Source organism: Duganella margarita (genome assembly GCF_009857535.1).
GTDB lineage: Bacteria > Pseudomonadota > Gammaproteobacteria > Burkholderiales > Burkholderiaceae_D > Rugamonas > Rugamonas margarita.
The window spans coordinates 141,630-153,998 of record NZ_WWCS01000013.1; the positions used below are offsets into that span (position 1 = coordinate 141,630).

Here is a 12,369-nt window from a genome sequence, read left to right on the forward strand (position 1 = left end):
AAGTTGCCATGGTGACATATTGTCGCGCCGGCGACAAGCCTGCCGGATGGTGGTCGGCCTGCGTCGCCTACAGGTAGCGCGCCAGTAAGGCGCGGTCCAGGGACGCGTCCAGGGCGATGCGGACGAAGTGGCCGCTGCCGGGCGCCACGCTGATCTCGGCGCCGTCGTCGCTCAGCATGCGGGTCAGTTCGATATCGCGGTTGCCTTGCGGGTGGATCACCTCCAGCCGGTCGCCGACGGAAAAACGGTTCTTCACTTCCACCCGCGCCCAGCCGTCCTGTACGCTCAGCACGTCGCCGATGTACTGGCTGCGGTTGGCCTCGGACGCCCCGCGCATGTAGTTCTGGTAGGTCTGGGTGTGATGGCGCTGGTAGAAGCCGTCCGTGTAGCCGCGATTGGCCAGCCCTTGCAGCTGGCCCAGCAGGTCGATATTGAACGGGCGGCCGGCCACGGCGTCGTCAATGGCCCGGCGGTACACCTGCGCCGTGCGCGCCGCGTAGTACAGCGACTTGGTGCGGCCTTCCACCTTCAGCGAATCGACGCCGATTTTCACCAGCCGCTCGATATGCTCGACCGCGCGCAAGTCCTTGGAGTTCATGATGTAGGTGCCGTGTTCGTCTTCCATGATCGGCATCAGCTGGCCGGGACGTTCGGCTTCCTCGATCAGGTAGGCCTTGTCGGCCAGCGGGTGGCGCGGCTGCTGGTGCAGCGAGGAGAACGGCCGCTGCTCGGCTTCCTGCAAAGCCTGCTGGAATTGCAGCGGAATCACCTGGGCGAAATCGCCGGTGGCGTCTTCGGCGGCGTGCTGCACCTTGTAGTCCCAACGGCAGGAGTTGGTGCAGGTGCCCTGGTTGGGATCGCGATGGTTGAAGTAGCCAGACAGCAGGCAGCGGCCGGAATAGGCGATGCACAGCGCGCCGTGCACAAACACTTCCAGCTCCATCTCCGGGCACTGCTGGCGGATTTCCTCGATCTCGTCGAGCGACAACTCGCGCGACAGGATCACCCGCGTCAGCCCCATGCGGTGCCAGAATTTGACGTCGGCCCAGTTGACGGCGTTGGCCTGTACCGACAGATGTATCGGCACCTCCGGCCATTTGTCGCGCACCATCATGATCAGGCCGGGATCGGCCATGATCAGCGCATCCGGCCGCATGGCGATCACCGGTTCCATGTCGCGCAGATAAGTTTTGAGCTTGGCGTTGTGGGCGAAGATATTGCTGGCGACGAAGAACTGCTTGCCGCGCGCATGGGCGCCTTCGATGCCTTGCTGCAGCGTTGGCAGGGTGGAGAAATCGTTGTTGCGCACGCGCAGGCTGTAGCGCGGCTGGCCGGCGTAGACGGCGTCGGCGCCGAAGTCGAAGGCGGCGTGCATCTTGTCGAGCGAGCCGGCGGGCAGGAGGAGTTCGGGAGCTTTGAGCATAAACGGCGGGCAAAGTGGGGGATTCTAGTGATCCCGTTCAGCCCGATCTTTGCGGCAGATCAAAAAATGCTCAGCCCAGCGCCCTGACATGCTACGGGTCTCATGCCTATTTACATAGATTTACAATCTTGATATAAAATTGCTTTTTATTAAATTTCTCAAGAGAACATATTGTTAATCTATAAAATCAATCAGCTGCGCTATCTGGTTGCTATCGGGCTGTCGTCGCTGCTGGTCGCCTGCGGCGGTGGTGGCGGCGGCAGTGGCGGCGGCGCGTCAGGCGGCGGCGGTTCGACTGTTGATCCGGCGCCCGGGTTTTCAGTGAGCATCGACCGGACCCAGTTGCGGTTTAGCGGGGATGAAGGCAGCGTGATCCCGTCGCAGATCATTCTGGGCACGGGCAGCGGCAGCAATGTGCCGACCACCGCCTATTTCGGCGGCGAGGACCTGGGCACGGCCATCGATCATGTGGAAGCCCGCATTAACGGCACGCAGGCACAGTTCTCTGTGTATCCGAAAATGCAGCTGGCGGCCGGCGAGTATTCCGGCACGCTGAAGCTGTCGATGTGCGCCGATAAACAATGCACCCAGCACTTCAATGGTTCGCCAGCCAACGTGGCCTATACGGTCAGCGTCGGCAAGGGCTTGAAGGTCACGCCGGGCAGTGTCGACTTCAGCTCGCTGACCGGCGCCTCGGCCTCCACGCCAGTGGCGGTGCAGTTGCCGAGCGGCGTGAGCAGTTTTTCCGCCACCACCAGCGCCACCTGGCTGCGGGTTGCGAACATCACCTCCAGTGGCATGACGGTGATCGCCGCGTCGAAGGGGCCCGGCATTTTCAACGGCCTGGTGACGGTCAGCGCGGGCAGCCGCGCGACCACCATTCCGGTGACCTATCGCGTCACTGCCGATCCTTCCTCGGTCAGCAGCATCACCCCGGACCGCCCCAGCCTGGCGTTCTCGGCGCCTGCAGGCTATGCCAGCAGCGGCCAGCAACTGAAAGTGACGCTGCCAAACTGGGCTCAGGGCTTGAGCACCAGTGTGCAATACCGTACGGGTGACCCGGGCTGGCTGACCGTGACGCCAGGCGCCGGCGGCGCCGTCAGCGTGGTCGCTTCGGCCGCCAGTCTGCGTCCCGGCGCCTATCTGGCCGACCTGGTGCTGAGCGGCGGCAACGACGTGCTGCCGGTGTCGGTGCCGATCAGCCTGAATGTGGTGGCGGCGGACTGGAATGTCGCTGGCAACTCGACCCTGACGGTCGATGCGGCGAGCACGCCATCCACCTTGAGCGGACAGATCAGCATCGACATGCCGAACCTGCCGGTGCAGGGCTGGCAGGCCAGCAGCAATACGCCCTGGCTGCAGCTGTCGCGCACCAGCGGGTCGCTGCGCACCGACAAGCTGGGGGTATCGGTGAATGTGGCGCAAATGCTGAAGCTGGCCAATTTCCGCACCTACACGGCCGACATTACCTTGAGCCTGGCCAGTGGCAAAGCCGCCGGCACCAAGTTCACCATCACGCTGGACAAGCGGCTGCCGGAAGTCAGTTACATCAGCCCGCATACCCGCTTGGCCGGCGAGGCGGGCAATTACATCGTGCGCGGCCGCGGCTTCGACGCGATTACCAATCTGAATCAGGTGCTGCAGGTGACGGGCGCCACGCCGGCCCAAATTGTGCGCGTCAACGACACGCAGTTTGAACTGAGCCTGCCAGCGGCGCAGGGCGATGCCACGGTGGCGCTGTCCAACAGCCTGGGCGCCAGCTCCGGCAGCGTCACGCTGAAGACGGTGTCGCAACCGGCCTTGGCCTACGCGGCGGTGACGGCGCAAGGTAACAAGGGCGGCCTGGTGTTCGACCCCGAGCGGCAGGCGCTGTTCACCGTCAACAAGACGCTGGGTTCGCTGATGCGCTTCAGTAAGAGCGGCACCAACTGGAATGCCACCAGCGTACCGGTCTCCAGTGCCGACGAGGTGGCGCTTTCACCGGATGGCAAGAGCCTGATCGTGACGGTGACCAGCGGCCAGATCAAGCTGTTCGATCCGGTCACGCTGGCCGAACAAGGCAGCTTCAAAGCTGGCAGCGTGTATGGCGAAACGCTGAACGCCCTGCCACGGATGGCGGTGCGCAATGATGGCAAAGTGCTGTTCTCCGGCGCTTCCGGCGTGCAGGACGATGGCGGCTACATGGCGTATTTTGACCTGGTCAGCAAGAGCTTCGGCAATATAGGCGGTCCGTATGCCTTTGGCTGGGCGTCGGTGTCGGGCGACGGCTCGCGCATCAATATCGTGCAGTCGGCCAGCTATACACCGTTGCCGCCGATCGTCTCGCTGGATAGCCGCGACCAGGTGGCGCAACAGGCGCCGAGCGGTCTGGGTCATTGGTTCGAGAGCGCGCAAAGCCTGCGCGGCGAGCGTTTTGCGGAAGGCACTTACGCTGTGTGGGACCGCGATTTCAACATCATCGGCAAGGTGGTCATCCCGGATAGCGCGTACTACGGCCGCACGCCGGTGTTCTCGCCGGATGGCAAGCGCTTGTATGTGATGGCTTACGACAGCAGTGGCCTGTACGTGGGCAGCACCAGCAAGCCGCGCGTGTATGTGTTCGACAGCAGCACGCGCATGGTGACCAGTACCGACTTGCCGCTGCTGGGTTACTTCGAGCTGGCGGATTACCCGACCTGCACTGCCAACACCTACGAGTGTGATACGCGTGCGCTGGGTACGATCAGTCCCGATGGCAAGACCTTGTTCTTCCTGGGCGATGCGCGCCTGATCGTGGCGCCGATTCCGGCGCTGCAAGGTGGCCGTCAGGCTGCGGCCATGCGCCGCCTGGTGTTGCCGGCCTCGCATTAAGCAAGGCTGATGGCGGCGCCACAGTGCTGGCGCCGCCATTTACGTCATCAGCTTGCCCCAAACCAGTGTATATTTCCTGATTGTCATTTCGATCGTGGTCGGCAAGCCGCCGGCCTCCTTCAGGAGAGCAATATGCGTGCAGGTGTGTTGAGTTTGGCGTTGGCGTTGGCTTTTCCGGCTGTTCCGGTCCTGGCGCGCGATGCCGCCCCGGCGATCTTCAATTTCGCGACCGCTCCCGGCCGCCTGCCCAAGAACGTGGTGCCGCTCGAATACAGCGTCGCCATCACGCCGGATGCGGCCGCGCGCAAGATCGCCGGCAAGGAAACCATCTTGCTCGACTTCAAGGACGCCACCGCCACCATCCAGTTCAATTCGCTGAATCAAAAGCTCAGCAATGTGCTGCTGGACGGCAAACCGGTCAAGAGCGTCGACTCCAGCGACGACAAGCAGCTGACCACCGTGACCCTCAACGCGCCTGCGCGCAAAGGCCGCCACACGCTCAGCTTTGACTACACCGGCCAGATCGAAACCAAGGCGGTCGGCCTGTTCGCCCAGCAGTACAAGACGCCGGACGGCGTGCAGGGCGAAATGCTCAGTACGCAATTCGAAGCCACCGATGCGCGCCGCATGTTCCCTTGCTGGGACGAGCCGGCCTTCCGCGCCGTGTTCAAGCTGAGCGTGACGGTGCCGGCCAAGTGGGCGGTGTATTCCAACATGCCGCCAGCCAGCCGCAAGGTCGACGGCGAGCTGGCTACCACCAGCTTTGGGGCGACGCCGAAGATGGCCTCCTACCTGGTGGAATTCTCGGCCGGCGACCTGGCCGAGATCAGCGCCGACCACAACGGCACGCACTTCAATGTGGTGGCGGTCAAGGGTCAGGAAGAGGGCGGCCGCGCGGCGCTGGCGGCGGCGCAGCAGATCCTCGACGACTACAACGATTATTTCGGCGTCAAGTACCCGCTGCCCAAGCTGACCTCGATCGCGGTGCCGGGCGGCTTTAGCGGTGCGATGGAAAACTGGGGCGCGATCACCTACAACGACCAGGCGCTGCTGATCACGCCGTCGAGCACGCTGGCCAACCGCCAGGGCGTGTTCTCGATCCAGGCGCACGAGATGGCGCACCAATGGTTCGGCGACCTGGTGACCATGGGCTGGTGGGACGACCTGTGGCTCAACGAAAGCTTCGCATCGTGGATGGCGGCGCGCGAAACCGACCTGCGCAATCCAAGCTGGCACTGGTGGGAGCGCGAGGACGCCACCAAGGAAGAGGCGATGACCTCGGATGCCCAGGCCAGCGTGCATCCGATCGTCCAGCACGTGGTCAACGAACTCGAGGCCAGCAGCGCCTTCGATCCGGCCATCACCTACAGCAAGGGGCAGGCGGTGCTGCGCATGCTGGAAAACCACATGGGGCCGGAGCGCTTCCGCCAGGGCATCCGCAGCTACATGAAGCAGCACGCCTATTCCAATACGCTGGGCGGCGACCTGTGGCGCGCGCTCGACACGGCGGGCGGCAAGGGCGGCAAAGGGGATAAAGTGAGCGCGATCGCCACCTCGTGGACCACCCAGCCGGGCTTCCCGCTGGTGTCGGTGGCCGCCACTTGCGGCGCCGATGGCAAGCGCACCGTCACGCTGACGCAGCAACGCTTCCTGCTGCAAGGACTGGGCACGGGCAAGGGCCACTGGCAGGTGCCGTTGCAGGTGCGCAGCGGCAGCGGCGCGGTCAAGGCGGTGCTGCTGACCGGCGACGGCCAGAAGATCGAGGCCGGCAACTGCGCCGAAACGCTGACCGTCAACGCCAACGCGATCGGCTACTACCGCGTCGCCTACGACCAGGCCACGCTGGCGCGCAACACCCGCGACTTCAGCAAGATGACCGACGGCGACCGCATCGCCATGCTGGACGACCAGTGGGCGCTGGCCGAAGCGGGCGCGGCGCCGCTGGGCAGCTACCTGGCGCTGGCTTCGGCCATGGGCACGGTGCAGAACCAGCGCTCGTGGGAACAGATCACCGGCGTGCTGGCGACCATCGAATCGTATGAGCGCGGCGCGCCGGGCCACGACGCGTTCAGCAGCTATGCGCGCAACCTGATCAAGCCGCTGTCACGCCAGCTGGGCTGGGACGCGCGGGCGGACGACACGCCTGGCGTGGTCAAACTGCGCCGCGCGGTGTTGACCGGACTGGGCGCATGGGGCGACGCCGAAGTGATTGCCGAAGCGCGCAAGCGTTTCGCCGGCTTCGTGGCCGATCGCGGCAGCATCGCGGCCGAAGACCAGGCCACGGTATTGACGATCGTCGCGCTGGGCGCCACGCCGGCCGAGTTCGAGCAGCTGCATGCCATCGCCCGCGGCGCCAAGAATGAGACCGAGGTGCGGCGTTACTACCAGGCGCTGATGGCGGTGCGTGATCCGGCGCTGGCCAGGCAGGCGGTAGCCATCGTCATGTCGGATGAAATTCCCAAGCAGGCCGGGACGGTTCGCCTGGGCTTGCTGGCCAGACTGACGGACCAGCACCCGCAACTGGCCTGGAGCAGTTTCACCACGAATGCGGACGCATTGTTGGCGCCGTTTGAGCCGTTTGGTACGCTGTACCTGGCCCAATACGTGCCCGAGCTGTTCTGGCGCGCGCTGCCGCCGGATGAGCTGGAGGCCTGGATCAAGCAGAAGGTGCCGGCCGAGCTGGCGCCGCAACTGGCGCGCGGCATGGAAAGCGCCCGCTTCAAGCACACCGAGCAAGCCATGATGCGCAAGGCGGCCGACGCCGCGATCGCGCCCAAGGTGGCGGCTAACTGAGCGCTGTCCGGTTCGGCCCTTCTGATGCGGGCACTATCTTTCGGAGGACGGCTTGGCTGATGGGAGCGCTAAACACATCAGTCCAGCCGACCACCTTCATGTCCCCCGCTTGCGGCGGGTCTCGGAGATCGTTCAGCGCACGGTGTGGGTAGAACGTGCGGACAGTGGGCATTCGCTATCAAGACCGACCGTGTAGGTGCAAAGCATGAGGTGAGCACTACGCTTAGCCTGCACCCGGTGTCAGATTTAATTGTGGGACGCAAGGACCCGCATGATCACGGGATCATGCCTATATTTTTGTTTAAGCTTTAACAAAAATCGTTGGGTTCTTTTGCATTCGTCAGCGAGTTCACAGTCCTTACGCCACTGGATCAGGTATCTCACGTCGGCGGGCAGCGCATTCCTTTCTTCTCCAACTGACCGTTCTCGGCAATCGCTGGACCACTGATCAACTTTCATCCAACGGATCTGCTCCCCCTGCGTCTGAAGGCGCAGGCAGGCATTGCCCTTGATGTATTGGAGAATGCAGAAAGACAAACCCTCGCTACAAGAGTCGACCTCGGCGTACCCATTTTCCACAAGCTGCCTTTCCAGTCCCATGTGTTCACCCGTGGACAAATGGGCTAACGGGTCTGCGCGCCATCCTGCAGCGTAGAGTTGCTTTCTCGCCTTGATAAAGGGCTCGCCAACTTTGAGCACTGCTGGCGCGGCATGGACCGGCACAGGAGCAGAAAGGAGGGCCACGACGATGACAATAGCCTTGTTCATTTTGTCTTCCCCCCTTCGGATTTGTAGACTGCCTCAAAGTGCCCAAACTCAACATAGGGCTGATGGTAATGGCCTGGTTTGCCTTTCCCCATTGGAAGTGCGGCCCATTGCACCGATGCCTCAGATATGCCAGCCTCGATATCGCCTTCTTTAATTTTCTCGATAACACCTCGCCGGCGCAGAATGGACACCGCGATAAGGTCTTGGGTATCCGGCGTGAAATCTGTTATACCCATCCCATTCTCGCCGTGGTCATGCCACGTGGGCTTGGTAATTTGGTATAGCCCAGCGGCAGTTGTAGTGCCCCCCTTTCCCGGGCCGGGGTGGGTCGAAAAATCACTAAATCGCCAAGGATCGTTCTTCTTGCCTTTGACTGCACCGAATTTAAAGTCGTAGCCACCACCTTCCGCCTCTCCGATGGCTTTTAGGAAAGCCCGAACGTTTGCATTCTTCAGGAATTCCTTGTTTTCCGCTACACGCTGCTCTTGGGTTGCCTTGATTCTCACTTTTTTCGCTTCGCTGTCCTCGCGTGGCGTGGTGGTTCTCGTTGCACGATAACGCAGAATGCGCCCGGACGGAGATGTTACCGCAGCAGTCATTTTAGCCCTCACGAGTAGATTTGAATCGATTCAGCATGAACTTCGGCCTCCAGCAGATGCGTATGCCCTTGGGAATCGGTCGTCCCGAATTCGAGTTCTCCGCTCTCCCGCCTTAAGGCGTACTCGGTGTTGGCCAGTGGGTTGCCAGTCTCTTCGTCGATTAGCGCATATCTGTCGTCGAACATCGTCAGTCTGCTCGCGGTCTCACCTACGGTCGAGTCTGTTGCTTGCGACGTGTCGGACGTTTCGCCAATGATCTGGTATCTGACAGATTGATTGGGCACAAGTCGGGGAGGGCCAGGGCAGCCGCAGACGCACGAATCGTTTTCCAAAGCGACGTTCTTGCCGTTCCATGTCTCCGGAATTCGAGGTCCGACGCACACGATCTTTCCTTTTGACTTGCAGGCAGGGCAGAAAATCATGTCGCCTTCAAGCGCAATTCCGACACCGTTGATGCTACCGTTGCTGCTGGCCGAGATGACCTTACCCCCAACCGTAGTCGAAGCACCTAGCGTGATTGTATGGCGTTTCATCTAAAGCCTTTTTATCTGACGTCGGCGAGCGGGACGACGCATTTGGCAACTATGGATTGGATGATTTACTCTCGTATTGAGAAGGAGCAAAAAATTGGTGCCACCGACTGGAGATAGACCGAAGCCGACGACTGAGTAGTCCAGAAGCGAAAACGCCGATCTGCAAGGATCGGCGTTTTTGTGGTGATGTTCTTGGTGGCCTGGGCGGAACCGAAACACCGACACAAGTGTTTTCAATTTTTGCGTCGCATCATGTATCACGTCACCGACTCGCCTGACTAACAAATTGTCGCCATAGCCGAAGCCGGTCGCCGAAAGGCGCGGCTGCACAGCCAGGGATGCAATACGTCCTACTAAAATTTCTCTGCCTCAGATTTTCTCTTTGCTGCTTCTTCCTTGGCACTATCGGCATTGAATTTCTTTAGCAGATCGTTACGAAGATAGCGCACCTGCATCTCAAAACTCAAGTGCGGTGCATCTAGTTCGATGGTGGCGTCTGGGGGATTAAAACGCGCGTATTTGGTTGCCGACGAACGGGCGCCGCTCTGAACTGACCGTATATTTTTGCTTAAGAAACTGATAAACCGAAGCGAAACGACTTTTCTCCATTTCCATGATTACACCGGCAAGCTTTCCCTGTGTGTCAAATATGTACACTACCCCCAAGAGGCCTTCAATTTCGTATGATGCGCCGTCGGTGCTCAGCATCTGTCCACCGCTGTATTTGTTTAATCCACCATCTTGAACTTGCGTGTTTTTGGACAGCGCTTTTCTTAGCTGCTCGCCAGTGGTGACGCCGATTTCTGCACCTAATACTTGAGTCCCAGCCGTTGCAGATGAATTTGCCAATATGATTGCGCATGAGACGAACATAATGAAATGTTTCATATCGACCTCGTGAGGGGTAAAGGCTTTAGGCGGTAACAGGAGCATCGGCTAGCTGCAATTTTGCCAAGTTTTTCGAGAAGGCGCATGAGCATGCGCAAAGCGGAGTTGAGAACCGCCTTAGGGGGGCAAAGGACTAAGGTGTTGAATTTACGCTCGAGGAATACCTGGAGGTGGCAGACTCATACGTTCCTGCAAGGGCAAGGTGACGGCGTCGATCAACGCCAATCCCGCCATCCGCGATCGTTTGACTGGGGCATAAAGAGCCGCAATTCAATTTAAGCACCGGAAATAGACCGGAGACAAAAACTGCGAATCCCATATACGACAACGCCCACTGGCATGAGTGGGCGTCGCGTGAATCTTGTTCTTGGTGGCCCGGGGCGGAATCGAACCACCGACACAAGGATTTTCAATCCTCTGCTCTACCAACTGAGCTACCAGGCCAAGGAGCAGAATTATAGCATCTCAACGGGAAAGTGCAAGGGCCAATTTCCATTCATCACAAACGCTATAATGGCCGGATGAATAAGCCCACCACCTCCGCGGCGCTGCGCGTGATCGAAACTGATATTTGCATAGTTGGCAATGGCGCGATTGCCAAGACCGCGGCGCTGGGCCTGGCCCAGGCCGGCCTGAGTGTGACGTTGCTGGGGCCGCCTTCGCCGCCACCGGCGCCAGTGGCGGCCGATCCGGGCTGGGACGCGCGCGTTTATGCGCTCAATCACACCGCGCATCATCTGCTGTCGTCGCTCAAGGTGTGGGATGCGCTGGACCACACGCGGGTGGCGCCGGTCGATGCGATGATCGTCCATGGCGACGGCCCGCATGCCGGCGGCCTGGCGTTCGACGCCTACGGCGCCCACACCAACGCGCTGACCTGGATCCTGGAAGACCGCAACCTGAACCAGGCACTGGACGCCGCGTTGCGCTTCGCCCAGAACGTCAAGACGGCCACCGGCCGCGCCACCGGTCTGCTGCGCGACGCCGACCGCGCCACGGTATTGCTGGATGACGGCACCAGCATCCGCGCCGCGCTGGTGGTCGGCGCCGACGGCGCCCAGTCGTGGGTGCGCGGCCAGTGCGACATCGGCCTCGATTACCGCAGCTACAACCAGCGCGCCGTGGTGTCCAATTTTGCCTGCGAACTGCCGCACCATGGCGCCGCCCATCAGTGGTTCACCGGCGCCGAGGGCATCGTCGCCTTGCTGCCGCTGCCGGGGAATCAGGTGTCGCTGGTGTGGTCGGCGCCGGAGCAGCTGGCCGATACCTTGCGCGCCGAGTCGGCGCAGCAGATCGCCGACCGCCTGGCGGTGTTCGCGCGCGAGAAGCTGGGCGCCCTGACGCCGCTGCAGCCGGAGCTGGTGCGCGATTTCCCGCTGCGCCTGATCCGGCCGCACGCGATGACGGCGCCGCGCGTGGCGCTGATCGGCGACGCCGCCCATGTGGTGCATCCGCTGGCCGGCCATGGCATGAACCTGGGCTTTGGCGATGTGGCGCAGTTGATCAAGACCCTGTCCGAGCGCGAGCCGCAGCGCGGCATCGGCGACGACCGCGTGCTGGCCCGCTATGCGCGCGCGCGCAAGGAAGACGTGCTGCTGATGCAGGTGACCACCGATGGTCTGGCGCGCCTTTTCGAGACCGATATCGAGCCCCTGCGCGTGGTTCGTAATTTCGGATTAAACTTGTTGGATAAATTACCTGTGCTGAAGCGTCGCCTGATCTCTCACGCGATGGGCAAGTAGTCAGTCGTTACCGGAGAAGTTATGAGAAAGAGTAAGTCCGTTTTGCTGTCGTTGTCGGTGTTGATGGCATCCTGCGTTGGCGCGCAAACCCCGCCGAGCGCCGAAGCGATCAAGAAGCTGATCGAGCCGCGCCTTGGCGTCAACGTCAAGGTCGATTCGATCACCGAGACGCCATACAGCGGCCTGTATGAAGTCCGCATCGGCAATGACATTCTGTACACCGACAAGACGGCGACGTATCTGATCAATGGTCATATTTTCAACTTGTCCACCGGCGCCGACCTGACGCGCGAGCGCATCGACGATATCACCAAGATCAAGTTCTCCGACCTGCCGCTGGACAAAGCCATCAAGACCGTCAAAGGCGATGGCTCGCGCGTGATCGCGGTGTTCGAGGATCCTAACTGCGGCTACTGCAAGCGCCTGCGCCAGACCACGCTGAAGGAAACCGACAACGTCACCATCTACACCTTCATGTACAACATCCTGTCGGATGATTCCTTCGTCAAGTCGAAGAACATCTGGTGCTCGCCGGACCGCAGCAAGGCCTGGGACGACTGGATGGTGAGCGGCAAAGCCGCAGCGGTGGCGGACGCCAAGTGCGAAGCGCCGAATGACGCCGTGGTGGAGCTGGGCCACAAACTGGGCATCCAGGGCACGCCGGCGATCTTCTTCGCCGACGGATCGCGCATCCCTGGCGCGATCGATGCTAAAGCGCTGGAAGAAAAATTCAGCAAAGTTAAGCAGTAACTGTAGTAGTCCAACCAGGGAGA

9 protein-coding genes and 1 tRNA gene are annotated in these 12,369 nt (G+C 61.3%); 4 read left to right on the forward strand and 6 right to left on the reverse strand.

Going from position 1 to position 12,369, the window contains the following annotated elements; all coding sequences use genetic code 11:
• Nucleotides 1-67: 67 nt before the first annotated feature.
• Nucleotides 68-1,423 carry a prephenate-dependent tRNA uridine(34) hydroxylase TrhP gene (gene trhP, locus GTP55_RS19760; RefSeq protein ID WP_161046575.1) on the reverse strand — a complete coding sequence of 452 codons (1,356 nt, stop codon included), beginning with the start codon at nt 1,421-1,423 and terminating at the stop codon, nt 68-70.
• Between the two features lie 171 nt (nt 1,424-1,594).
• On the opposite strand from trhP, the gene GTP55_RS19765 reads away from it, so the two are divergent.
• Both GTP55_RS19765 and GTP55_RS19770 read left to right on the forward strand, forming a co-directional pair.
• Nucleotides 1,595-4,273 (forward strand): PD40 domain-containing protein, encoded by a 2,679-nt coding sequence (locus tag GTP55_RS19765; RefSeq protein ID WP_161046576.1) that lies wholly within the window; start codon nt 1,595-1,597, stop codon nt 4,271-4,273.
• Between the two features lie 132 nt (nt 4,274-4,405).
• Nucleotides 4,406-7,066 (forward strand): M1 family metallopeptidase, encoded by a 2,661-nt coding sequence (locus tag GTP55_RS19770; protein ID WP_161046577.1) that lies wholly within the window; start codon nt 4,406-4,408, stop codon nt 7,064-7,066.
• 246 nt (nt 7,067-7,312) lie between these two features.
• Here GTP55_RS19770 and GTP55_RS19775 read toward each other — a convergent pair whose 3' ends face one another.
• The 5 genes from GTP55_RS19775 to GTP55_RS19795 all read right to left on the reverse strand — a co-directional run bounded on the left by GTP55_RS19775 (nt 7,313) and on the right by GTP55_RS19795 (nt 10,298).
• Nucleotides 7,313-7,834 (reverse strand): hypothetical protein, encoded by a 522-nt coding sequence (locus GTP55_RS19775; protein ID WP_161046578.1) that lies wholly within the window; start codon nt 7,832-7,834, stop codon nt 7,313-7,315.
• Complete coding sequence (locus GTP55_RS19780) at nt 7,831-8,433, reverse strand: lysozyme family protein (protein ID WP_229258064.1); 603 nt, start codon at nt 8,431-8,433, stop codon at nt 7,831-7,833. The genes GTP55_RS19775 and GTP55_RS19780 overlap by 4 nt, the downstream gene beginning before the upstream one ends.
• Before the next feature lie 8 nt (nt 8,434-8,441).
• On the reverse strand, nt 8,442-8,966 hold the full coding sequence (locus GTP55_RS29910; RefSeq protein ID WP_229258065.1) for a PAAR domain-containing protein: 525 nt from the start codon (nt 8,964-8,966) through the stop codon (nt 8,442-8,444).
• Nucleotides 8,967-9,470: 504 nt separating this feature from the next.
• Nucleotides 9,471-9,854: a hypothetical protein gene (locus tag GTP55_RS19790; RefSeq protein ID WP_161046579.1), complete on the reverse strand. Its 384-nt coding sequence runs from the start codon at nt 9,852-9,854 to the stop codon at nt 9,471-9,473.
• Between the two features lie 368 nt (nt 9,855-10,222).
• A tRNA-Phe gene (locus GTP55_RS19795) sits at nt 10,223-10,298 on the reverse strand.
• A 77-nt stretch (nt 10,299-10,375) separates the two neighbouring features.
• Here GTP55_RS19795 and GTP55_RS19800 point away from each other — a divergent pair.
• A complete protein-coding gene (locus tag GTP55_RS19800) occupies nt 10,376-11,596 on the forward strand; it encodes an FAD-dependent monooxygenase (RefSeq protein ID WP_161046580.1) in 1,221 nt (406 codons plus the stop codon).
• Nucleotides 11,597-11,617: 21 nt separating this feature from the next.
• On the forward strand, nt 11,618-12,346 hold the full coding sequence (locus GTP55_RS19805; protein WP_161046581.1) for a DsbC family protein: 729 nt from the start codon (nt 11,618-11,620) through the stop codon (nt 12,344-12,346).
• Nucleotides 12,347-12,369 lie beyond the last annotated feature (23 nt).